Raw genomic sequence first — 22,725 nt, 5'->3', positions numbered from 1 at the left:
ATTATACTTGCATATTATTAAATTCCTTATAAGCATCAACTAGCTTATTTCTTATTTGAATAGCAAGCTCTAGGGACATAGATGCCTCTTCTGTAGCTAATACTACTTCATGGATACTTTTTTCGCCTGCAATATATCCTGTTACATTATTATCTGCTTCAACTTGTAGATCGTTGACCTTTCGCAATTCATCCTTTATAACAGCTGCAAATCCTGTGCCACTTGAAGCGCTATTCTCTTCAGTATCCTTTTCTTTTACCCCATAAATTTCCCTTAGCTCATTTTGAAAAATTGTTGCATTTGGTATGTAATTGTTCATCATAAAGTACTACTCCCATCTTTTATTTACCTATTTCTAAAGTTTTTAAAAACATACTTTTTTGTGCATTCATTGCATTGACATTGGCTTCATAAGCTCTACTTGATGCTATTAATTCCACCATTTCATTGGAGATATTTACATTTGGCATAGTTACAAATCCTTCTTCATCCGCATCCGGATGACTTGGATTATATACTTTAATAAGTTCTGATTCATCATCTACAATGCCAACTGCTTTAACCCCATTTAACTTGTCCTCTACTTTTCCATTGCTTTTATTGTAGGCTTCCTTTAAGTTCTCTTGAAACATAGCAATTTTTCTCACATAAGGTTTCCCATCTTTTCCTCTAGTAGTTCCTGCATTAACAATATTAGAAGAGATAGTATCCATTCTTAATCTTTCTGCAGTAAGACCACTAGCTGAAATTCTCATTCCTCTAAATGCCTCCACTTTTAGTTCCCTCCTTTTATAACTCTACTTGTACTATTTAGCTTTCCACTGGCAAATCTAACTAAAGATTCATACATCATAGTATTAGCAGCTTGACTTGTCATTTCTGTTTCAATATCCACGTTGTTTCCATCTTCTCGCATCGATGCACTGTCATCTCTTTTAACTTGTACATCTTTGCTTCCAATGCCTATATGTCTTTCACTTGTAGTTTTTAAATTACCACTAGCTGTTGACTCTTCCATAACCTGTTCAAAAGGAACATAATATCTCTTATAGTTTTTTATATTTACATTTGCAATATTATTAGCAATAACCTTATTAGCTTCAACAGTTACATTCATAGATTTTTTCAACAACCCATATACTTCATTTTGTGACATTTTATACCTCCATTTTCCACTAAAACATACTTGATGTTTATAAATTAGACATAAATACTTAAATCCCTTCTTTTTTTTGTTAGTTATACGAATTTTTATTTATTTTTTATGCTTTAACCCTACTTTAAATAGAAATAAATTCATAATCTTAATTATTAGTAAAATATAGTATGGTAATTATTGAATAATAATGCTTACATGTAATTTTATGTAACTTTATATTATTCACTCTATTGTTAAACATAAGACTTAGCAACTGTTTACAACTCCTTATATTTTATAAAATAAAAAGGCTACTCAAAAAAAGAGTAGCTTTTTTATTGCACAAAGGTTAAAACAAAAATATTCTTTACTTCTATAATACCTATACAATGCATAAAACAAAAAGTATACTTACTCTTTGGCAACTGGCTGGCATACCTTAGGCTTAGCCCCTGTAGCTTTGCGTCACTAACTTTCGTCAGTTTTGCCTATTTAATTTTTTCACATATTTGCATTATATACTATATTTTTCTTCCATTCAACCTTTTAGTATGAAATTACTTAATTTTTACTTAAAATTACTTATTTGCTACATGAAATTACTTTTCTCTACCTATTAGGATATACATTGCTCAATATTTGTAAAATATCCTGTGGAAATTCATTGCTTTGAGCCATCATAGCCATACCTGACTCCACTAAAATTGAGTTTTTAGCATATTCAACCATTTCTAGTGCAATATCAGTTCCAGTAATTTCTGCTTCTGCCCCTTCTACCTTACCTGTTATTTCACTGGTATAATCTCCAGTGGACTCCATTCTATTACTTAGAGCTCCATACTTTCCTCTTCCAGAACTCAGCTTATCAATAGCAACGTCTAAGCGATTTAATCCATCATCTATACTCTCTACACTTATTTTATTACTACCGTCAGCACTTACAAGTCCTAATCCTGAAGATGTGAAATTGTATGTTGGCATTTTAATTACATCCTCACTTGTTGCTCCAATAAGTAGGTCCACAGTATCACCTGGATTATTTTTATCAGCTAACAGCTTTACACCATTCATCTCCGTATTATTAGCAGTATAAGTTATATGCTCTAGATTCTGATCTATTTCCTTTTGAATAACTGCTCTATCTTCTGGCGTAGTTGCTCCTCCAGCTTGAACCATTAGTTCTCTAGCCCTTTGCAACGATTCACTTATACTTTGCATACCACCATCCATGGTTTGAATAAGACTTACACTATCTTGAATATTTCTATTGGCCATTTGAAGACCTCTAATCTCTAACTTCAGCTTATCACTCTTAGCCTTAGCATTAGGATCATCTCTATAGGTTTGTATTTTAGTTCCTGAGCTAATACTACCATAAGCCTTAGACTGAGCCGCTAAATTTTTAGAATAACTATTAAATATCCTCATAGCGGACATATTTCTACTTAATCTCATCATCTCACTCCTTACAAAAATTACCACGGGGTCAGACCCCAAGGAAATTTTTTCCTTGGGGTCTGACCCCGTGGACTAAAGTTCCATTTATTTAAACTATGTTGACAACTAAATTCATTTTACTTATCGTCACTTTTTATTAATAACTTTATAATTAGCAAAAGCATTAACGGCTATTTTTAGCCATTAATGCTTTTCCATTCTTTCACAAGTGTCTGTCACCAAATCTAATTGAAAAATTTCCACGGAGTCTGACCCCGTGGAATATTTATACTGTAAATTTATTGATAATACCTTGTAGTTCATCTATAATATTTACCAATCCTTCACTACCATTGGCTATTTCTTCGATACTTGCTGATTGTTCTTCTATAGCTGCTGAAGCTTCCTCAGTTCCTGCTGCATTTTCTTCTGCTATTGCCGATAAATTTTGCATTAGTTCTACTAGTTTTTCTTTATTTTCATTCATTTTTTCTGATGATTCATTAAGCTTATCTATAACATTATTAGTTATTTCTATAGAATTCGATATTCTATGAAATTTTTCTTCAGTTTTTTCTACACTTTCAGATTGGGAATCAATTATTCCTTTTACTTCTTTCATTCTATTTACTGCATTTTCAGATTTTAACTTTAACTCTTCTATTACAGTTTTGATTTCTCCTGTAAAATTATTAGATTCTTCAGCAAGTTTCCTTATTTCTTCTGCTACTACCGCAAAACCTCTTCCATGCTCACCTGCCCTTGCTGCTTCAATAGCTGCATTCAAAGCAAGTAGATTTGTTTGTTCTGATATAGATTGAATCATTGTACTTGCCTTTTCAATCTTTTCTGCACTTTCGTTATTACTTATTATAATTTCATACACCTGGTTAGAAGCATTATTACTTTCTCCCGTTTTTAATACCAAATCTTTTAATATAATAAAGCCTTCTTCTTTTTCCTTTTCTATATCCTTTGCAGCGTTGTTTAATTCCTCTGTATATTCTTTATTCTCTTCTAGTAAATTACCCATTTCTTCTACACTTAAAGCTGCTTCCCCGGTATCTTGAGCTTGGCTACTTGCTCCACTAGCTATATTTTCTATAGTTCTTGATATCTCTTCAGAAGCTATGGCTGATTGCTCCGCTGTTGCTGTTAGTTCCTGGGAAGTTGCCACTACCTTTTCAGCACCTTCTGAAGTTTTTATAACAAAGTCTCTTACATTGTCCTCCATAATCTTAAGAGAATTTGCCATTATACCTATTTCATTTTTCCTTTTCAAATAATTTAATGTTTCATCTTTTTCATTAAATTTAAAATCTAAATTTGACTGTTTTTTTATAGTATTAGTTAAAGCAACTATAGGTTTTGTAATTGATGCTCCTAAGCCATAGCTTATTGCAATAGATATAATCAATCCAATAACAATTATTATAACTACTGATTTTATGTTAGATAATACCCCTTTATTATATATATCCAAAATTGATTCTACAGATTTTCCAACATAATAAATACCAATGACTTCACTGTTATCACCAAAAATAGGTACATACTTTGTCATATACTTTTCACCTAAAATATCAGCTTCTCCAAAGTATTCATTACCCTTTGAGATTTCTTCATAGGCTTTACCACCAGCATCCAATTTTGTTCCAATAACCCGTTCCCCTTTATCATCTCTAATCGTGGTCAAAACTCTCACATAATCCTCACCAGACTTAGCAAAGACAGTAGCGACAATATCCATACCTTCTGTTAATTCGTCAATATACTCATAGTCACCATCAATTGGCTTACCATTAGAGTCTATAAGTTTCCCATCATCATTAAGACTTAATGTACCAAACTGTTCCTTAAGATAAATTTCAAGCATATTATAACCTGAACCTATTGCATCTTCAGATTGTTTGTTAATAATATTTTTAGTAACCTTAAATGACTTAAAAAGACCCATAAACATCATAGACATTGAAATTATTATAATAATAGTAAGAATAATAGTAGTTATTTTCCATTTTAAGCTTTTCATAAGTTTAATCCCCTCTGTCACAAAATTTTAGCAATATATAATTAAAATTAATAATATTATCGATATTTATTATAATAACTTTATGGTTTTTTATAAACTTTATGACATTTAAAAAGCATTAACAGCTATTATTAGCCATTAATGCTTTTTATGTTCTTCCTATAGTAAACCCTTGATATAGCTAGGTTTGAATCTCCCAGATGACCACTGTGCCTTTACAAAAATAATTCTGGTTCTTTTCTATGTATGAATTTAATTTCTAATTCTTCTTTGTGCTTTAAATATCCAATATCATCAAAATACTTTGCTTCTACAGGACATTTTTTAATGCATGCACAGCATTTAATACAAATTCCATTAACTTTAGTCACATCTTCAAGATTAACAGAGCCCATGGGACAAACACTAGCACAAAGTTTACAATCAATACAACTATCCTTAGTTTTGGGCTTCACCTTTCTTATATCAATAGGCTCTCCCTTTTCATCCCTGGGCATATAATAATTTCTATAAGGCTTTTGTCCTTTGATTAATAGAACCTGTCCACTTTCTCCAGTATCAATTTTACTATATATTTTATCAGCAAAATCCCTAGCTATGTCCATATCCTTTTTATCAGGTCTATTCTTAGCCAAGGTTTTAGAAAAAGAATGTTGTCCTATAAATCCAGCCCCTGCAATAACCCTAAAGCCATCTAGTTCTAATATATCCCTTAACTCTATTAAAGCATCATCATAATTTCTATTTCCATAAACCCCCACTGCAACAGCCAAAGCACCATTACCTTTAATAGAATTTAAATACTTTAAAAGCACATTAGGTACTCGCCCTGCATAAACTGGAACTCCCACAATAACAATATCATCCTTTGAAAAAGATACAGATTTCTCCCTTATCTTTGGTAAGGTAAAATCAATGCTATTTATGCTTTCCTTTAGGTTCATAGCTTCTGAAAGTCCTTCTGCTATACCAGATATTACTTTCTTAGTTGTATCTGTAGCACTAAAATATAATGTGTTTAGCTTATAATGCAAAATGGCTAACCCCCTAGTATTACCATTATTTTTCATATACATGTCGCACTAGTGCTGCAAAATAATGTCACAAATTCTATCTACATCTTCTAAATCTAAATCTACATAAAGTGGAAGACATATAACCCTATCTGCTATATACTCAGCAATAGGTGTTTTTTTAATATAAATTCTTCCCTTATAGCATTGAAAATTACTAGTAAGTGGATAGAAATATTTTCGTGCAAATATGTTTTTCTTTTTTAATTCTTCAAATATCATATCACGATTTAATTTGTATCCATCAAATACTACTGGGAAATATGCATAATTACTCTTTACTCCTTCTTGAGGTTTAGGTAGTTTAATTCCCTTGATATTGCTTAGTCTTTTAACATATCTTTCTACTACTTTTTTTCTCTTTTCTATTTCCTTATCTACATGACGAAGATTACAAATACCCATAGCTGCTTGAAATTCATTCATTTTAGCATTTCCACCAACATACTCAACGCTTTCTGGTCCTGTAATACCAAAATTCTTTATATCATAAAGCACTTTAACTAAATTTTCATCTTTATAAGTTACCGCTCCACCTTCAATAGTATTAAATACCTTTGTAGCATGGAAACTAAACGTTGAAGCATCCCCAAAATTTGCAGCACTTATGCCATCTACTGTTATTCCAAAAGCATGTGCTGCATCATAAACCACCTTTATATTATATTTTTTTGCTATTTTTTCAATTTCTTTAACATTGCATATATTTCCATAAACATGCACAGGAACAATAGCAGTAGTTTTTTCTGTTATTAAACTTTCTATCTTATCTACATCTATAGTGTAATCATCTGGATTAATATCACAAAACACTGGTTTTAATCCATTTCTTACTATTGCATGAGTTGTAGATGCAAATGTAAATGGAGTAGTAATAACTTCCCCTTTGAGATTTAATGCTGCTATAGCACATTCTAGTGCAAGATGGCCATTTGTAAATAGGGTTATATTTGGTACTTTTAAATAATCCAATAATTGGGATTTCAAAACTTTATGCTTAACCCCCATATTAGTAAGCCATTTACTTTCCCATAAATCTTTAATTTCGTTTATATACTCATCAAACTTTGGCATAGATGACTGTGTAACTTGAATTATCTTTTTCATAACCGCGCCTCCCTATATTGTTATTCGTTCTGTTAAGTTATATGAACATTGTACTTCTCACCCCTTGGAAATATAATAAGTTTGCCTAATACTAAGTTATCCCCCAAGAAAAGGCGAGAAGAACAATGAACAAAACAAATATAAAATGTCCTCAATATCATCCCGATGAATTATATAAGGTTGGATTGGACAAGAATGCTAATCAAAAATATAAATGTAAGAAGTGTAATCATGTTATTGTTCAATATCACAATACTAGTATTTATCCAGCCTCTAGCGAGTTAATTGCTGTCTCACTTTTCATGAAAGACATGATATTCTCGTTAAATATAATACTTACAGCTTTAACTTTATACTTTCTCAACAACGCATCTACCAGAGCGATATCTCAATTTCTCTGGGTTATGCAAGGTATTAAAGTTTCTCACGTAACAATAGCCAATTGGGCCAATAAGTTTGCACCGCTTTTCAAAAGCAAAGCTGACAAGTTTAAAGATCTTTTAGATCTAAAATCAAATGATTGGCATGCCAACGAAACAGTTGTATTCATTAATGGTGAACGTTACTATTTATGGCTTACAATAGACTATGAGACTAGGTTTATCTTGGCATTCCATTTAACTAAATCACGTAGCAAGGAACCAGTTTTTACACTAATAAATCAAGCAAAAGAGTATGTAACACCTACTAATTTTATAACCGATAGATTACCTTCATATAACCAAGCAGCCAAGGTATTAAATAGCTCAAACCACATTGCTGTAAAACCAATATCTAGCGAAATAACTAATAATCTAATAGAATCATTCAATAAAACCTTTAAAGCTTGGTATAAAGCTAAGATAGGGTTTAATTCTTTTGAAAAAGCCAATAACTTAATATCGTTATTTATCTTTCACTATAATTTTATTAGACCTCACGGTATTCTAAATGGTTTCACTCCAGCTGAAGTAGCCGGCATGAATATTGATGATTTAGACAAGAAATCTTGGTTTGTAGCTGCCTATCACTTTTTAATATCTTTGATTAGCTTACAAAAATCCTATTTACCGTAGGCTTGTTTGCCACACAATAAATTAAACAAACTTATATAATTTTCAAAGAACAAGTAATTCTATAAAATATTAAGCTAATTTTTCATATTAGTTTACCAGAATCTTATTTTTTTTGACACAATAGAAAAATACTTGAACATAAATCAGGATATTTTTGTCCTAATTCATAACAACCTTCTAAATATTCAGGGGATATTATATCTGTCTTTAACAATTCATCCCACTGAAAATTAGATAGAGCTTTAAAAAATATTCCATTTCTATACTTAATTTCTAACCCTGCTTCTCTTGCATCTTTTTCCAACGTGTCAAATGTATAAGTAATATTATGACCATGAAGTCTTTCAGCTTCAGTAACCGCTGAATTATATGGCACTAATCCCATTTGAACAGCAATTTGCCTAGACGGTGCATTCGCATTAGGACAAACTAAAAATAACTTCCCTTTTTCTGAAAGCCAATCATCATTTACCTTTTTTAGTAAATTCACAGGATTATCTATATGTTCTAAAACATGAGTTAATATTATATTATCAAATTTTTGTTCTAATTCTACTTCTTCAAATCTGGAATTTATTATATGTACCCGTTCCCCAACTTTAGAATATGCTTCTTTTACTGCATCACTTGATGCTTCTATACATGTAACTTTTTCAAACTTTTCTAATAATCTTTTTGTAAAATCACCTTTATAACAACCCAACTCTAGGCAACTTCCTTCTACAAAAAAAGATTCAAATGACTTCATCATAAATTTATGAATAACATCTATGTCAAAATCATATGCATAATTTCTTCCAAAATTATCTTTAATTTCTTTATCGTAATCTCGTTTTTTACTCATAGCCATCTCCATCAACTCAAATTTTCTGTTTTATAAATTACTTTTCCCAATACCCTGTTTTTTCTATTAAATTATAATAATCTTCTCTTGTTATTCCAACAATAATTTGATCCCAATATTTCCCTCTTCTAAAATAATATTTCTTTTTACACCCTTCTTTCTTCCATCCTAATTTTTCTCCACAATAAAAATTATATGACCTTTCATTATACTCTATTATCGAACCATCCAGACGCTCTAGATGCATTTCCTCAAAAGCATAGCGCATAGTAGCCATTACTGAATCTATACCATATCCTTTTCCTCTGATAGCTGTATCCCCAAGCATAACTCCATGCCACGCATGATTATTACGCCAATCAATGTTTATTATACTTGATAAACCTATAAGTCCAATTTCAGGTGCTTCTATTGCTAATCTTTGATTAAGTGTATCACTTTTAAGATTATCATACCACCTCTTGTGAAAGTCCATAGAACTTGGAAAGTGTATTATCCCCATTGCATCTTGAGTTTTGGGATCATTTGCCCATTTGTGCAATAACTCTAAATCTTTTTCTTCAATCGCCCTCAAAGTTACATATTTTCCTAAAATATTCATTTCAAATCCTCCAAGATAGTTTTTTAAGTTAATCTTCAATTAATTTAGCTAATCCAAATCCATATCTTCCAAACTCATTCCCATTATATAATATATATATATGTCCTTCACATTCAAATATATTAGGATAACACATCATATCCGAATCCCATTCTCCTTTATTTGAAAGATTTAATCCTACCCTCTCATCTTCTCTTTTCCAATTTATTAGGTCACTTGACCATGCATAGCCTAATCTATATCCTTTACTTTTGTCATACCTAAAACCTATTGCTTCTCTATAACAAAAAATCATATGATATTTACCATTATTGAAAATTACTGTAGGTAAGGCTTGACATTCATTTTTGTTTAATTTATCTGAAATAATATTTCGTCTTTTTCTTGACCACTTAACTCCATCGGTTGAAGTCGCATAAGCAATCTTATAAACACGTTGTGGATCTAATTCATTCTTATCCTTAATCCATTTTGAACCATATATATACCACATATAGTATATATTTTCGTATTTCCTTACAAACGCATCTCCCACTAAAAATGGTTCTTCAAGAGATGCAGACAATATAGGACCTTCTCCTAATTTTTCAAAAGTTTCTCCGTTATCTTCACTGAAAGCATAACCAATTCCTGCATCAATTGAAACCGAAAATTTTCTATTCCATCCCGTTGTATATGCAATAATTTTACCATCACATCTATATACACTAAATGGAAATATTCCATGTTCGTCAAAACTTCCTAATTTACCTAGCTTTATAACATCTTTTTCAGATACTCTAAGCACTTTTTTAAAGCTTTTGTCCATATCTACAAAGTTTACATGACTCAACCATTTCCCATTTTCACTTTTTACTCGACTTGAAAAATAAATTCTAACATAGTCATCAAAAACCAGTGCTTGTGGAGATTGCGCATATTCTTGGCAACCATTGTTCAATTTAAAATTTAACGGATTAAATATTTTACCTATTTTTTCCCACTTCATTAATGTTATCCTCCTGGTATTCTGCTAATCTTGCAAGCCCAAAACCATGTTTCCCAACATGATTCCCTAGGTAAAGCATATAAATTTCTCCATCTAACTCAAAAACGTGTGGATATGCGATTGATTGATCATCCCATCCACTCTCCGATAAATCTATTCCTACTAATTCATCTGCTCTTTTCCAATTTATAAGATCATACGAATAAGCATATCCTATGCGATATCCTCTTTCATTATTTCTAAAATCCAAACTATATTTATAGCAAAAAAACATATGGTATCTATTTTTATAAAAAAATACATCTGGGCTTGCTTGGCACTCATTTTCTTCGATCTTATTTTCTATAATATTTTCACTACTTCTATTCCAATTTATGCCATCATCAGAAGTTGCCATACGTATCTTGTACACCGCTTCTGGTTTCCCATTATTCTCAAGCCACTGAGTTGCTGCTACATACCATAAATACCATTTTCCATTATATTGTCTAATTTTAGGACCACTAATTACATATGGGTCTTTAACATTACTAGCTAACAATGGACCATCTCCTATTTTTTGAAACGTCTTTCCACCATCTTTACTTTTAGCCATTCCAATAGCTACTGTAAATGGTACAGACTCACATCTAGTCCATCCTCCATAGTATACAATTATAGCATCCTTTTCTTCAATAACCGAAACTGGATATGTACCAAACTCGTCAAATGTCCCTAACTTACCTAATTCTAATATAGGTTTTTCAGCAATATCAATAATTTCAAATAGGTTTTCCCTTTTTACATCAATATATGCTGAATAACTTATATATTGTCCATTTTTATCTGGATATGGTCTACAAGAAAAGTATATTCTAACAAAATCATCTCTTATGAGAACGCATGGTGCTTGCGCAAATTCTTTTAGCCAAGATTTACCTTCTACTATATTGGGGTCAAATACTTTTCCCATTTTTTTCCATATAAACATTGTTATCTCCTTTTGATAGTTTATTTATTTTATCATTGTTTTTATTTTTGTTTGTGCCAACATCCCGCAACACAATTCAGGATAATTTATTCCTACTCTACAAATCGCTTCAATTACTACTTTATCTAAGTTTAATGACAACATCTGATTTGTTGTTAAAGGTTTTAAATAAATTCCTTCCATTTTTTCTAATTCAAGTCCGGCTTTATCAATATCTTTGGTAAAAGTCTCTTTTGTGTAATACCTCTTATGTCCACATAATAAATCATGTTCTGATAATATCTCCATATTTTCTAAAAGTCCCGCTTCATATCCTATTCTTCGATTTAAAACTTCTGCATTTGGTACTGCTAAAAATATTTTCCCTTCTGATTTCAAAAACTTTTGTGCAATTCCCATTACTAATACTGGATCATCCACATGTTCTAGAACAAATCCTAACACTACTATATCGAACTTTTCATTTGAATCAAATTGCTCAAAAAATGTATTTACTATCTCAGCATTACAATTTGGATACCTATATTTGAAGTTTTGGATAACAGCCTCTGATGCTTCTATCACAACATGTCTATTAAAATATTCATTAAAAATGCTAGTTGTTATACCATGTCCTAATCCAAATTCCAATATGGATTCATTTCCTTGCATAAGCTCAACAATTCGATTAGGATACCAATTTAATTGAATATTATTATCAAAATCATAGATAATTCCACCTTTATAAGCTCTTACATGTTTATCTAATATATTCATATTAACCCCCCATTTTTAGCCTAAATTAGCTTAAATTCTAAAAGCATGTCTTTTACCCTATTTTTATCATTAAACATTAACATATCAATTATAGATAAATTTGGCACAAAATTATTATTAAACTGATGGTACTCTATAGCGTTTGTTTTTAAAAAAAATAACTCTATTCCATTTTCCTCAAATTCTTTTTTATCATATATCTCTATTCCGCCTATAGGGTTAACATACTCTTTTGCTCCTAACTGATGGCAAATTTCTATTACACGTTCTTTGCCTTTTAAACTATGATCCATATTAATTTTTGATGATATAATAAGTTCTGTGTCAATGTTTAAAAAATCAATGATTTTTTTTACAGAATAATATATAAAATCAAAAAGATTTCTATTTTCTTTCATTATACAATCTTCTACTAAAGGAAATATTATATCAAACTGAGGTGATTTCTTATACGCCACCTTAATTTGATTTAATAACTTTATTCTTTCCATTTTAAAATTTTGCGAAATCATTCTTTCATTAATATTAAGATAATCCGAATCTTTTTTTATAGGTAAAGTAATCATTCTATCTGTGTTTCCTAATAAAATTCTATTTCTTCTTATCCAACTTTTTTTTGTAAATTCAATATTATCGTATATAATAAATTTATCAACCGTATTAATTAATTGCCAATAACCTATATACGGGAAAAAATATGGCTGCATAATTCCTATTTTCATTTTTAAATGCTCCTTATAATTGTTTCAACTTATATATTATTTAATATTTTTTCATAACTGTTAGGATAATTTGATTTTATGTCAATTATCAATTCTAACGCATCTTTCTTTTTTCCAGTATTCCACAGTGTAAGAAATCTCCATCTAACATAACCATATACTCTGCTCTCAACCCAAATATACATTTGATTTTTATCTAGTAAATTTTCTTTCAATACATATTCTTTCATTAACTCAAATTCTTTAATTACAATATCATCATATGTTCTAGGAAAATTATAACTTATGCTATCTTTATGTAAACGATATACACTGACTTCTTCATCAATAAATCCAATATCACCAACTAACATGAGCTTTAAATATAAAATTGTATCTAAAAAAATACTGTATTCCTGTCCTTTTAGTCCCCAACTTCCTATCTTTTTTAATTTTTGAAAATTAAAAACTGAAGTTAACATTCCAGTTATATGGGGATACATCTGAGTTTCATAATTAATAAAATAATCAATACCTTTTATTGTTTCTTTATTCTTAAAATTAGTATATCCTATTTTTCCTGTACTTTCATTTTTAATTTTACTATTCGCCCAAACTAAAGATAAATTTGGGTTTTTTATTAAACGATGTACCGCTTTTGATATATAATCATTTTTAATAAAGTAGTCATCATGATTAAAAATCATTCCATACATAGAAGTCGTATGATTATAAAATAATTTCTTTGTATTTTCTTCACCTCCAAGGTTTTTCTTATTTCTAACATATCTTATTCGCTTATCATTCTCTACATACTTCCTCATCATTTTATCAGTACCATCTGTAGAACAGTCATCTCCTACTAATATTTCTAAGTTTTGATAGTCTTGTTTAAGGCAACTATCAATTGCTTCCCTTAAATGTTCTTTCTGATTATAAGTAGGTATAATAATTGTTACCTTTGGATAAATCGAGTTTTGAGCTTGTAATTTTTTCTTATATATTTTAATTTCATCCAGTTTGTCATATTCTTTTAATATTTCTTCCTTACTTTCTTTGACACCTAATGCTTTTAGTATTTCATATACTGAATCTTTAATTTTTTCGTCTGTTCCATTTTTTAATGCTCTTTTATAATATCTTATTGCTAATTCACTGTTTTTGTTTGTTTCATACAAATATCCCATGTTATAAAGCACATCAAAATTTATTGCATCTAAAGCTAATCCTTCTTTTAGAATCCTCTCTGCCTCATATACATTCCCCTCCATCATAGCTATAACACCTTTAATTGAGTAAATTTCTATATCATTACTTACTATATTTTCATATTGATTAATTATCTCTTTCGCTTCTACTAGTTTATTATTTTCAATGAGTATCCCAATATTTTCTTTTAATTTTTTTTCATAAGATATAACACTACTATTCATTAACTTCCCACCTTATTTAACTACAATATTGTAGTTATACTATCTCTTGTTCCATAAACTGAACTTGTATTTCCGATTTTATCATAAGCATTTCCAAATCTTTTGGCATAACTTTCAAATATTCATTTATAATTTTTTTTTGCTTCTATTATTTTTTTTGAATCTAGAAGAGCAAATATATTATTTTTTATTATCTTTTTATATTCTTCAAATTCACTATTTAAATTATCATCTTGGTTTCCTTTTATTTTTCCAAGAAGAAGTTTTATACCTTTATTCATAATAGGATATGCTTTCAAAGCTTTTTTTTAAATACTTTACATAATGATTTTCATTAGTTATTTTATTTTCAAGCTTGCTTATATATAGTAAAAACTCTTCTTCGTCACTTTTTAAATCTTCTATCCTTTCATTATTTATTATATTTGGATTATATATTTCTTTTATACATTCTATACCCTTACTAATGTACTCATTAAAAATAGTCTCATATTCTTTATCTTGAAGTTTTTCTGTTATAATTAAAAAATGTGATAAACACTTGATGAATTTTTTTTTCTTCATAACTCATACTTTTACCTAACATATTATAAATATAACCTTTTCCCAACTCTATAAATTCATCCAAATACTGTGAATATAAATATTCACAATAAGTATTTAATTTATCTTCCTTTAAATTTCCTAATAACTCTCCAAAATCACTATGAACTCTAAGAATGTAAAATATTACATCTCCATAAAACTTAGGTTTTTTGTTTAATTGCAATTTCTTAATAAGATGATTAATTTTATCTTCTTCTAATCGTAATTTATTATTACAAACTAGTCTTATCTTGTTTAAAGTTCCATAATCATCATACTGTGAAAATAATTTCCAAATAATTAATTTCTCTTCTTTTTTTAATGATTTTGATTGTTCCTCAAAACTTTCTACAAAAATTTCTTTCAGATTTTCAGGCTTATCTTTAAGCTTAATATTGTAATAATCTACTAATTCTACATATTCTTTTCTCTCAATAAATGCTATTACTAAATATTGAATTATTCCCTCTAGAACTTTATAATTTTCAATTTTATCAGCATAATATAATACTTTCACATAATCTTTTTTCCTATTATAAATTAAGCATAAATCTCTATAAACATGTTCAACAGCATCCAATGAATATACTGTAACAGTAACATCTTTTGCTCCAGGGGATGTATGATACTTAGAAAGTATTTCTAAGTATCTCTCATAATTTTTTATAGCCTCTTCATCTTTTAATAGTCTCTGTTGTGCTTTTGCTAAAAAATAATTTATGTCTAAATATCCATCTTTAACTTCTAAGGCTTCAATACAAAGGCTTTCTAATTCATTATATTTATTCTGTTGATAATAAATTAAAGCTAAATGGGTATATATATACATCATGTTCTTAAGATCTATTTTTTTATATTTTGCAATTGCATAAGCTTTCTCAGCTGCTTGTAACCCCTCTTCAGTATAATTATAAGAATTATAGCTTTGAGATAATTGGTGCCAATAATATATGTTTTCTGGTTCTTTCTCTAATTGTTCTTTCAATAATTTAGTATTTCTTTCAAATTTTATTTTCATTAATTCTAAATCCTCTGTATTATATCCCCAATGAATTAACTCACTCTTAAAAAAGTAAGAAGGTTCCTTTATAATCGGTTGTTCATGTATTTTACCTTCATACCTAAAATTCTTATCTCTTTTAAATAGCCTTGGTACATAAGCTATATTATAATAATCTCTCCTAATATAATTTTTAATTTTAACAAAACCGCTATTAAACCTTTTATACTGTTCACTATTAAAAAAAGTATTTATTTCTTTTGAATCTTCCAATACCTCATCTGCATCTATAATAAAAATCCATTTTCCAGTGGCATAGCTTATGCTTTTATTTCTCATATCTGAAAAATCATTATTCCACTTTTCAAAATATACTTTATCAGTATACTTTTGAGCAATATTAACTGTATTATCATCAGACCCAGTATCTAATATTATTAATTCTGATGGAATTTTTTCTAGCACATCTTTCAAACTTTCTAAACATTTTTCTATGTTATTCTCTTCATTTTTTACCATCATACAAATACTTATTTTTTTTTCACAAATCATTTTCAATCCTCCTTTTATATATTCAATTGATACTAGATAAACATAAATAATTTATACACTATCAATTGAATATATAAAAGAGGTCAGAGGAAATTTCCCCTGACCTCTTTTTTTATATCTATATATTTAAGATACTTTCTTCTATACTACATATAAGTAATCTTGAATAACTAAATCAAAAATTCAGATTTTCAATTATCTTAATAATTGTAGTACTCCTTGTGGAGCTTGGTTCGCTTGAGCAAGCATAGCTTGAGCAGCTTGTTGTAAAATATTATTTTTAGAGAAGTTCATCATTTCCTTTGCCATGTCAACATCTCTAACTCTTGATTCTGCAGATTGTAAGTTTTCGGAAGCATTATTTAGATTTCTAATAGTATGCTCTAATCTGTTTTGTGTAGCTCCAAGTGTAGCTCTATTTGTATTAAGTGTTGATATAGCTGTGTCTAACGCTGCAATTTCTGTTTGAGCATTAGCTGCATTCTTAACATCTCCTACTGCTCCTAATAATGTAGAAGCTGAGTTATCAGCTAATGTAATGTCAATTGTTTGATTTGCATTAGCACCAACTTGTACAGCAACTGTAGATATACTACCATCTAATATTTGCTTTTTATTAAACTGAGTCTTGTCAGCAATACGATCTAACTCTCCTGAAAGTTCTTGGTATTCAAGATCTAATTTGTTTCTATCTTCATCTTCTAATACTCCGTTAGCAGATTGAACAGCTAATTCTCTCATTCTTTGAACAATTGCATGAGATTCATCTAAAGCACCTTCTGCTGTTTGTATTAAAGAAATACCATCTTGAGCATTTCTAGATGCCATATCAAGACCTCTAATTTGGCCTCTCATTTTTTCAGAAATAGCAAGACCTGCAGCATCATCTCCAGCTCTATTAATTCTTAAACCTGAGCTTAATTTTTCCATTGATTTTCCGGAATTTCCCGTATTAATTCCCATTTGTCTGTGAGCATTCATTGCATTCATGTTGTGATTAATTATCATTATAAATTCCTCCTTGATTTTAACGGACATCCTTGTCCTATTTTTTATTTAGAAACATTACCTTTAGGTAACAGATTTCTCTATATAGAGTGTTTGCTTAAGCCTTATAATAAAATATTCGGACCGTTCACATATAACTTTATACCCTTAAAATATTATTTATTAATATTTTTCTAATTTCTATACGTTTCAATCCCTATACTTATTCTATCGAAAGTTTTGAATTTTACTTTATACTTCTTTATTAATAAAATTAATATTTTTAAAGTTAACTCCGTAAGTTTTCGCTGCATTACGATTATTTTTCAAGTTAAAAATTTCTTCTTTAATTTTATTTCTCTCAGAATCAAGTAATTTAGAAGTTTTCTCTTCTATGTCTATTAAATTAATTTCTTGTGAAATTTTCTTAAATTCACTTTTATCAAAATGCATATTCTTTAATTCATTCAAAATAGCTTCTCTTTTGTTTAAAAGTTTGTCACCATGAAGTTCGTAGTTTCCTTCACCCATTACTTTTATGAATTCTTCAGTGATGCTTTTGTATTCTAACAATAATTCTTTTAATTCCATAACAAATTACATTCCTAGCTGAGATATTAAATAGCTTTGTTGAGAGTTTAATTTATTCATCATACTTTCTATAGTTGCCCACTTAGAGTATAATTGTTGCTCTCGTCTTGAGAAATCTTTCTCCATGTCTACCATTTTTCTGTCATACTTTTCAATAGATTTGGTTAGTTCATTATTGCTTATGGATGCTGAACCTTCTATCCCAGCTTTTTTAATTAATGCTGAATTTGTAGTTACCGTTTCATTAAAAAATATAGACTTTAGTCTTTCCGCAACTCCTGTACTATTATATTTTTCTTGTTCAGACAATCCTTCTACTTCAGTAGGAGTACTTGTAAAGAACTTCATTACATCTTCTGTTCTATTCTCTAAAGCTTCTGTAAGTTTTAATTCATCTATGCTAAAAGTTCCATTTTTAGTTCCTTGATAATCCGATACTGGTTTAATACCGAATTTTTCCATGCTACCATTTACACCATTTACAAGGCCTCTCATAGAACTTTTCATAGAATTTGCTATTCTTGATATGTCTGAATCCTTATATAACTGACCTTTTCTAACTTTTTCGTTCCAAAGTTTTATTTCACTTTCTGATAATTCTTTTTTTTGTTCGTCTGTCAACGGCATATAATTTTTATTTCGTTTTTCTGTAGTTAAAGTATTAAGCTTTTCTATAAGCTTATTGTAATCATTTATGAAATCAACAAGCTTATCCTTAATTTTCGTTACATCACTTTTACCATTTACGCTTATACCTTCTGTTGGTATTTCTCCTGTAAATTTAAAGGTCATTCCATCCAAAATTACAGTATTAGACGTACCCGTATAAGTATATGTTCCTCCTTTATCATCTTTTATTATTATTTCGCCATTTGTACCTTGTGTTTGCATTGTTATCCCAGTTGAAGTATCTAATATTCCAATATCAGCTTTACCTTTAGATCCAGCTATATTAGATGTAAATACTATATTACTTCCCTCAATCTTAGCTTTCATATTTACGTTTTGTTGCACCAATAAGTTGTCTATATATTCTTGCTCTGATATTCCATTCTTAGCAGCTTCTGAAAAATCAACCTTGAATGCCATACCATTAATTGAAATTGTTTTACCATCTATTGTGCTTTTATCTAGGGTATTAGTAGTATAGGTAGCATCTGTTCCTTTTGTGAAAACTCCAACACTACCATTTATTTTCATGTTAGAATTTTCAACCTTACTTCCTAATACTTTACTACTAAAAGTAATATCACCATTTTCAGAAACTTCTGCAGCTAACTTATATGCCTTTAATTTCTCATTTAAAACAGTCTTTAATTTTTCATTATCAATTTCATCAGCGCCGTCTTTTTTAATGCTTGCACCACTAATTTCAATTGAAATCGGCTTACCATCTACAGTTAAGGTTATTGTATTATTGGCGTCATATTTAAAATCACTTACTGAAAATCCAGTTACAGTTGCTGCTGTTGCATCTATTCCATCTACTATAGTGCCTACTAATGAACTTGTCCCTCCTATTGTAAAGGTGCTATCCTTACCTAAAACTGTAGATTCAAAGATAAATCCACTTTGATTTCCAGCTTCCGTTCCTGCAAAATCACTATACCTAACAGATACGTTCATTCCTGCTGCTTTTAATTCTTTATTTAAGTTTTCAGCCCTTGCTTTTGCTGTATCTCCTTGTAGGGTAAATTCTTTTCCATTTATCACAAGGCTATTACCTGAATCTAATCCCTCTGTCACTATTGCCTTAGCTGCTGTGGCTGTATTTCCTGTTACTGTATAATTACCTGATTTTACATCACTACCACCAGCTACAGTTAACACATTTTCATTAGAAGTTTGAAATTTTACTGATGACCAGTTTTTACTCAATAATAAACTATCTGTTTTTGATACATCAAAATACTTATTGTAAAGCTCCCTAGATTCCTTAATTACATCTCTGTAAAGTTGCTGTTTTATTTCAGCTATTTCCTTTTGTTGTTGTTGTTGCTGAATTTTAATTCTATAGGGTTGCATGGTTTCTTTTACCAATTTGTCCATATCTAATCCTGTGCCAAGTCCTGTTACTCTCATATTTACTCCTCCTTACTTTTTTCCTTTTGAAACTTCATAAGCCTCCTGCCATGTGTTTCGTACTTCTTCTATAAGAGGCATAACTTCATCTATAATTTTTACATCCTTTTTAATGTTTGCCTGGAAAAGTCTTTCTTTTATAAACTCATATATCTTATACATATTCACTGCCCATTCACCAGCATTTTGATCTAAAGTAATCATGAGTTCTGTAAATATATCTTGAGTCTTAACAAGATTTTCATGACTACTTTTTACATCTTTATCTAAGATAGCTTGTCTAGCAATTTTAGCAAATTTTACAGCTCCATCTAAAAGCATTAAAAGTAATTGCTCCTTAGAAGCATAATTTACACTATTATTTTTGTATGCGTTATATGCATTAGCACCTGCATTATACATTTTATCTCCTCCAGTTTAGGCCTTTTTGTCTACAAGTATCCCCACCATTTCACACATTTTAGCAACCATGTCTAGGATTTTTTTTGGTGGTACTTCAAGTAATACATCCTTTGTTTTATTATCTACTATTTTAATCATTATCTGATTAAATTTATCATGTACCTCATACTCTGCATGGATATCTTCGTCTTCCATAAATTTATTAAGTTTATCAACAGCCTTATGAATCTCTTCTAATTTATAATTTTGATTTTTATCTATAGCTTCCTGTGTCGTTGCATTATTTTCTGAAACATGTTGAACTTCTCTTGCTGGAGTTACACCTTCCATGGTTCTTCCAACATTAACTCTACTTACTTCCATATTAATTCCCCCAAATTATAATATTTTATAATAAATGTTTCGGTAAATTATATTAATTATCTTCCCTGATATTTATATAACTCTCTCAACCCCGCACTATGACAACAACTAGTTATATAGTTAACTAGTTATATAGCTATATAGTTTTATATTTATATAGCTAACTATTTACATAGTCAAATAGTTAAAAATAATTAACTATTTGGGGGTTATGTATAAAATTATTTTTTTATTTTTGGTAATAGCTCCATGTTTATTTTAGAAGCGTTGATGTTTTCTTCCCCTACTTCTTTATAAAGTTCACTTCTTAATATTTTAACTTCCTTAGGTGCATTGATAGATACCTTAACAGAGTTATCGTCAATTTTAACTATAGTTATCTCTACATCGTCTCCAATTTTAATTCCTTCACCTAGTTTTCTTGTTACCACTAGCATACTATCACTCCTTTATTAAGGGATGTTTAATGCTATAGTTTTCCCTATCTAGAATCATTTGATACCCTAAGTTATTTTTTGAATTTATTATAATAGGAGCCTTTAAATTAGTAGTTATCTTCTTAGCATCACTATTAAGAGTAACCGTATTTAAAATCAAAACATCTTCAGGAGCTTCTATCTTAAGGGAATTTATAACAGCCTCCGTTAACTTAACCTCATAATCCACTTTAAAATCAAAGGGAACTATAGTTACAAAGCCTATATTTTCATCCTCTGTAGACTTAAGGTTCTTAAAAGGCTCTGAACCTTCTATATCCTCAAGAACAAAAGTTTTTAAGCTCTCAAACCCCGGCAACCCATTATTAAAGGTAATAACATTCTTATCTTTTTCCTCTGCAGTCATCATAACACCTCTTATCTTTTTTTGATTCTAGAAACTCTTAGTTGTAGCCTTGTGAAATTACCGTAACTCTTGCCACGGACGGCAAGAGTCGAACACTGAGCCAGGATGGCCAATAGTGAGGGTAGGTAATTTCACAAAAGCGTAGACTTAATTAAAAATATACTTCATACACTTATCCGGTCATAGAAAAGAACTTTCATAGCCTACAAGTCTTTATAAAAAGTCCAGAATTGATGGCTGAAGAACCTTGGAGCTAGTTTGCAGCGATGCTACATAGATAGTTCTTGCTACAGCCATCTCCATACTCTTTTCCATGAAGTCTATATCTTCATTACCAGATAGTATTTCTGTAAGGTTTTCATTTTGTGCTGTATTTAGCTCCTTAGCACTTTCCATCCTATTTTGCACAGTACCAACCTTAGCACTTACACTAAGCATATTATCTATAACCTTATCAATTTGATCCAAGTTTTCTCCTACAACCTTAGACTTACCATTTACATCACTCAAGTTATTTAGAAGGTCATCAAAGAACTTCATTACATCCATTTCCCCTGTTGGTACTCCGGCACCATCTACCACATTTCCATTACCATCTTTATCCTTAAACTTTAAAACTTCCACAGCATTTACATTATAATCCACTGTAACCCCAGAAGAAATCTCTACTTTTAGAGATTTATTAATAATATCTTCATTTCCTGATATACTTATGGAATTTTCACCTGTTACACCATCTAAATTTACCTCTACTGGTTTCGAAGCTCCATCCTTACCACCAAAGATATACTTTCCATCAAAGCTAGTATTTAAGATTTGTCCAAATTCTGCTACTCTCTCATTTATCTCTTCTTTAATGGCAGTTAGTTCTGATGAACCATAGGTAGCATTTCCTGCGGATACCATAAGTTCTCTTATTCTTTGTAAACACTTAGTACCATTATTTAGTGCTGTGTCTGTGGTATCCATCCAGTTTATAGTATCCTTTATATTAGTGTTATATTGTTTATTAGCATTTATTTCTGAATACATCTGCATGGACCTTGCTACTTTAAAAGGGTCATCGGAAGGTTTTGAAAACTCCTTACCAGTATTTAATTGCTTTTGTATTTTATTTAAGCTATTTAAGTTAGTATTCATATCACCTAAAAAGCCACTAACCATTACACCATGAGTTATTCTCAT

General features: G+C 29.9%; 26 protein-coding genes and 1 riboswitch. Of the genes, 1 reads left to right on the top strand and 25 read right to left on the bottom strand.

Translation table 11 applies throughout. The features are described from left to right. Position 1: 1 nt before the first annotated feature. The 7 genes from fliE to IO99_RS01175 form a co-directional block, all read right to left on the bottom strand. Entirely contained in the window at positions 2–322 is a 321-nt protein-coding gene (gene fliE, locus IO99_RS01205; protein WP_035129227.1) for a flagellar hook-basal body complex protein FliE, read from the bottom strand. Positions 323–341: 19 nt separating this feature from the next. Beyond that, a complete protein-coding gene (gene flgC / locus IO99_RS01200) occupies positions 342–773 on the bottom strand; it encodes a flagellar basal body rod protein FlgC (RefSeq protein ID WP_084178021.1) in 432 nt (143 codons plus the stop codon). Between the two features lie 2 nt (positions 774–775). Next, on the bottom strand, positions 776–1,156 hold the full coding sequence (gene flgB / locus IO99_RS01195; protein WP_035129226.1) for a flagellar basal body rod protein FlgB: 381 nt from the start codon (positions 1,154–1,156) through the stop codon (positions 776–778). A gap of 399 nt (positions 1,157–1,555) precedes the next feature. Continuing rightward, positions 1,556–1,637, bottom strand: a riboswitch (cyclic di-GMP riboswitch). 110 nt (positions 1,638–1,747) lie between these two features. Further along, positions 1,748–2,593, bottom strand: a complete 846-nt coding sequence (locus IO99_RS01190) for a flagellin N-terminal helical domain-containing protein (RefSeq protein WP_035129225.1) — start codon at positions 2,591–2,593, stop codon at positions 1,748–1,750. Positions 2,594–2,861: 268 nt separating this feature from the next. After that, positions 2,862–4,607, bottom strand: a complete 1,746-nt coding sequence (locus IO99_RS01185) for a methyl-accepting chemotaxis protein (RefSeq protein ID WP_051823817.1) — start codon at positions 4,605–4,607, stop codon at positions 2,862–2,864. A 215-nt stretch (positions 4,608–4,822) separates the two neighbouring features. Then, entirely contained in the window at positions 4,823–5,677 is an 855-nt protein-coding gene (locus tag IO99_RS01180) for an EFR1 family ferrodoxin (RefSeq protein ID WP_051823815.1), read from the bottom strand. A 12-nt stretch (positions 5,678–5,689) separates the two neighbouring features. After that, positions 5,690–6,787, bottom strand: a complete 1,098-nt coding sequence (locus tag IO99_RS01175; protein ID WP_035129224.1) for a DegT/DnrJ/EryC1/StrS family aminotransferase — start codon at positions 6,785–6,787, stop codon at positions 5,690–5,692. Positions 6,788–6,912: 125 nt separating this feature from the next. Here IO99_RS01175 and IO99_RS01170 point away from each other — a divergent pair, with 125 nt between their 5' ends. After that, positions 6,913–7,842: an IS6 family transposase gene (locus tag IO99_RS01170; RefSeq protein WP_051823813.1), complete on the top strand. Its 930-nt coding sequence runs from the start codon at positions 6,913–6,915 to the stop codon at positions 7,840–7,842. Positions 7,843–7,945: 103 nt separating this feature from the next. On the opposite strand, the gene IO99_RS01165 is transcribed toward IO99_RS01170, so the two are convergent. The 18 genes from IO99_RS01165 to flgL all read right to left on the bottom strand — a co-directional run bounded on the left by IO99_RS01165 (position 7,946) and on the right by flgL (position 22,725). Next, positions 7,946–8,686, bottom strand: a complete 741-nt coding sequence (locus tag IO99_RS01165) for a class I SAM-dependent methyltransferase (protein ID WP_035129223.1) — start codon at positions 8,684–8,686, stop codon at positions 7,946–7,948. A gap of 37 nt (positions 8,687–8,723) precedes the next feature. Then, positions 8,724–9,287, bottom strand: coding sequence for a GNAT family N-acetyltransferase (locus tag IO99_RS01160; RefSeq protein ID WP_035129222.1), 564 nt, complete (start codon positions 9,285–9,287; stop codon positions 8,724–8,726). A 28-nt stretch (positions 9,288–9,315) separates the two neighbouring features. Next, the gene (locus IO99_RS01155) at positions 9,316–10,275 is read right to left on the bottom strand and encodes a glycoside hydrolase family protein (protein WP_035129221.1); all 960 of its coding nucleotides are present in this window, start codon (positions 10,273–10,275) and stop codon (positions 9,316–9,318) included. Then, positions 10,253–11,245: a glycoside hydrolase family protein gene (locus IO99_RS01150; RefSeq protein ID WP_051823812.1), complete on the bottom strand. Its 993-nt coding sequence runs from the start codon at positions 11,243–11,245 to the stop codon at positions 10,253–10,255. Before IO99_RS01150 ends, IO99_RS01155 begins: the two co-directional genes overlap by 23 nt. A gap of 24 nt (positions 11,246–11,269) precedes the next feature. Continuing rightward, positions 11,270–12,001, bottom strand: coding sequence for a class I SAM-dependent methyltransferase (locus IO99_RS01145; protein WP_035129220.1), 732 nt, complete (start codon positions 11,999–12,001; stop codon positions 11,270–11,272). A 20-nt stretch (positions 12,002–12,021) separates the two neighbouring features. Beyond that, a complete protein-coding gene (locus tag IO99_RS01140; RefSeq protein WP_035129219.1) occupies positions 12,022–12,723 on the bottom strand; it encodes a WbqC family protein in 702 nt (233 codons plus the stop codon). A 29-nt stretch (positions 12,724–12,752) separates the two neighbouring features. Next, a complete protein-coding gene (locus tag IO99_RS18210; protein ID WP_051823811.1) occupies positions 12,753–14,135 on the bottom strand; it encodes a glycosyltransferase family 2 protein in 1,383 nt (460 codons plus the stop codon). 122 nt (positions 14,136–14,257) lie between these two features. Beyond that, entirely contained in the window at positions 14,258–14,416 is a 159-nt protein-coding gene (locus tag IO99_RS18920; protein WP_156964259.1) for a hypothetical protein, read from the bottom strand. Then, the gene (locus tag IO99_RS01130; protein ID WP_035129218.1) at positions 14,409–14,699 is read right to left on the bottom strand and encodes a hypothetical protein; all 291 of its coding nucleotides are present in this window, start codon (positions 14,697–14,699) and stop codon (positions 14,409–14,411) included. Before IO99_RS01130 ends, IO99_RS18920 begins: the two co-directional genes overlap by 8 nt. Next, complete coding sequence (locus IO99_RS01125) at positions 14,632–16,272, bottom strand: glycosyltransferase (RefSeq protein WP_035129217.1); 1,641 nt, start codon at positions 16,270–16,272, stop codon at positions 14,632–14,634. The genes IO99_RS01130 and IO99_RS01125 overlap by 68 nt, the downstream gene beginning before the upstream one ends. A 195-nt stretch (positions 16,273–16,467) precedes the next feature. Then, positions 16,468–17,280, bottom strand: a complete 813-nt coding sequence (locus IO99_RS01120; protein WP_035129216.1) for a flagellin N-terminal helical domain-containing protein — start codon at positions 17,278–17,280, stop codon at positions 16,468–16,470. Positions 17,281–17,511: 231 nt separating this feature from the next. Further along, positions 17,512–17,850 carry a flagellar protein FliT gene (gene fliT / locus IO99_RS01115; RefSeq protein ID WP_035129215.1) on the bottom strand — a complete coding sequence of 113 codons (339 nt, stop codon included), beginning with the start codon at positions 17,848–17,850 and terminating at the stop codon, positions 17,512–17,514. Between the two features lie 6 nt (positions 17,851–17,856). Further along, a complete protein-coding gene (gene fliD / locus IO99_RS01110; protein WP_035129214.1) occupies positions 17,857–19,932 on the bottom strand; it encodes a flagellar filament capping protein FliD in 2,076 nt (691 codons plus the stop codon). 12 nt (positions 19,933–19,944) lie between these two features. Further along, on the bottom strand, positions 19,945–20,334 hold the full coding sequence (gene fliS / locus IO99_RS01105) for a flagellar export chaperone FliS (RefSeq protein WP_035129213.1): 390 nt from the start codon (positions 20,332–20,334) through the stop codon (positions 19,945–19,947). A gap of 15 nt (positions 20,335–20,349) precedes the next feature. Next, positions 20,350–20,697 carry a flagellar protein FlaG gene (locus IO99_RS01100; RefSeq protein WP_035129212.1) on the bottom strand — a complete coding sequence of 116 codons (348 nt, stop codon included), beginning with the start codon at positions 20,695–20,697 and terminating at the stop codon, positions 20,350–20,352. A gap of 221 nt (positions 20,698–20,918) precedes the next feature. Further along, positions 20,919–21,134: a carbon storage regulator CsrA gene (csrA, locus tag IO99_RS01095; protein WP_035129211.1), complete on the bottom strand. Its 216-nt coding sequence runs from the start codon at positions 21,132–21,134 to the stop codon at positions 20,919–20,921. A gap of 4 nt (positions 21,135–21,138) precedes the next feature. Further along, positions 21,139–21,543, bottom strand: coding sequence for a flagellar assembly protein FliW (gene fliW / locus IO99_RS01090; RefSeq protein ID WP_035129210.1), 405 nt, complete (start codon positions 21,541–21,543; stop codon positions 21,139–21,141). Between the two features lie 210 nt (positions 21,544–21,753). After that, on the bottom strand, positions 21,754–22,725 hold the full coding sequence (gene flgL, locus IO99_RS01085) for a flagellar hook-associated protein FlgL (RefSeq protein ID WP_035129209.1): 972 nt from the start codon (positions 22,723–22,725) through the stop codon (positions 21,754–21,756).

The organism is Clostridium sulfidigenes, assembly GCF_000732635.1.
Taxonomy (GTDB): domain Bacteria; phylum Bacillota; class Clostridia; order Clostridiales; family Clostridiaceae; genus Clostridium_J; species Clostridium_J sulfidigenes.
The sequence above is the reverse complement of the archived record's forward strand: the minus strand, read 5'-3'. Positions and strand labels throughout refer to the sequence as shown.

What these genes read in the sequence shown, in the direction of transcription:
- IO99_RS01165 (WP_035129223.1), bottom strand. Translation starts at nt 8,686, where the DNA reads ATGAGTAAAAAACGAGATTACGATAAAGAAATTAAAGATAATTTTGGA.
- IO99_RS01125 (WP_035129217.1), bottom strand. Translation starts at nt 16,272, where the DNA reads ATGATTTGTGAAAAAAAAATAAGTATTTGTATGATGGTAAAAAATGAA.
- IO99_RS01130 (WP_035129218.1), bottom strand. Translation starts at nt 14,699, where the DNA reads ATGAAGAAAAAAAAATTCATCAAGTGTTTATCACATTTTTTAATTATA.
- IO99_RS01150 (WP_051823812.1), bottom strand. Translation starts at nt 11,245, where the DNA reads ATGTTTATATGGAAAAAAATGGGAAAAGTATTTGACCCCAATATAGTA.
- IO99_RS01170 (WP_051823813.1), top strand. Translation starts at nt 6,913, where the DNA reads ATGAACAAAACAAATATAAAATGTCCTCAATATCATCCCGATGAATTA.
- IO99_RS01145 (WP_035129220.1), bottom strand. Translation starts at nt 12,001, where the DNA reads ATGAATATATTAGATAAACATGTAAGAGCTTATAAAGGTGGAATTATC.
- fliD (WP_035129214.1), bottom strand. Translation starts at nt 19,932, where the DNA reads ATGAGAGTAACAGGACTTGGCACAGGATTAGATATGGACAAATTGGTA.
- csrA (WP_035129211.1), bottom strand. Translation starts at nt 21,134, where the DNA reads ATGCTAGTGGTAACAAGAAAACTAGGTGAAGGAATTAAAATTGGAGAC.
- flgB (WP_035129226.1), bottom strand. Translation starts at nt 1,156, where the DNA reads ATGTCACAAAATGAAGTATATGGGTTGTTGAAAAAATCTATGAATGTA.
- IO99_RS01140 (WP_035129219.1), bottom strand. Translation starts at nt 12,723, where the DNA reads ATGAAAATAGGAATTATGCAGCCATATTTTTTCCCGTATATAGGTTAT.
- fliT (WP_035129215.1), bottom strand. Translation starts at nt 17,850, where the DNA reads ATGGAATTAAAAGAATTATTGTTAGAATACAAAAGCATCACTGAAGAA.
- IO99_RS01120 (WP_035129216.1), bottom strand. Translation starts at nt 17,280, where the DNA reads ATGATAATTAATCACAACATGAATGCAATGAATGCTCACAGACAAATG.
- IO99_RS18920 (WP_156964259.1), bottom strand. Translation starts at nt 14,416, where the DNA reads ATGAATAAAGGTATAAAACTTCTTCTTGGAAAAATAAAAGGAAACCAA.
- IO99_RS01160 (WP_035129222.1), bottom strand. Translation starts at nt 9,287, where the DNA reads ATGAATATTTTAGGAAAATATGTAACTTTGAGGGCGATTGAAGAAAAA.
- IO99_RS01175 (WP_035129224.1), bottom strand. Translation starts at nt 6,787, where the DNA reads ATGAAAAAGATAATTCAAGTTACACAGTCATCTATGCCAAAGTTTGAT.
- IO99_RS01190 (WP_035129225.1), bottom strand. Translation starts at nt 2,593, where the DNA reads ATGAGATTAAGTAGAAATATGTCCGCTATGAGGATATTTAATAGTTAT.
- IO99_RS01100 (WP_035129212.1), bottom strand. Translation starts at nt 20,697, where the DNA reads ATGGAAGTAAGTAGAGTTAATGTTGGAAGAACCATGGAAGGTGTAACT.
- flgL (WP_035129209.1), bottom strand. Translation starts at nt 22,725, where the DNA reads ATGAGAATAACTCATGGTGTAATGGTTAGTGGCTTTTTAGGTGATATG.
- IO99_RS01155 (WP_035129221.1), bottom strand. Translation starts at nt 10,275, where the DNA reads ATGAAGTGGGAAAAAATAGGTAAAATATTTAATCCGTTAAATTTTAAA.
- fliE (WP_035129227.1), bottom strand. Translation starts at nt 322, where the DNA reads ATGATGAACAATTACATACCAAATGCAACAATTTTTCAAAATGAGCTA.
- fliW (WP_035129210.1), bottom strand. Translation starts at nt 21,543, where the DNA reads ATGATGACTGCAGAGGAAAAAGATAAGAATGTTATTACCTTTAATAAT.
- IO99_RS01185 (WP_051823817.1), bottom strand. Translation starts at nt 4,607, where the DNA reads ATGAAAAGCTTAAAATGGAAAATAACTACTATTATTCTTACTATTATT.
- fliS (WP_035129213.1), bottom strand. Translation starts at nt 20,334, where the DNA reads ATGTATAATGCAGGTGCTAATGCATATAACGCATACAAAAATAATAGT.
- IO99_RS01180 (WP_051823815.1), bottom strand. Translation starts at nt 5,677, where the DNA reads ATGAAAAATAATGGTAATACTAGGGGGTTAGCCATTTTGCATTATAAG.
- IO99_RS18210 (WP_051823811.1), bottom strand. Translation starts at nt 14,135, where the DNA reads ATGAATAGTAGTGTTATATCTTATGAAAAAAAATTAAAAGAAAATATT.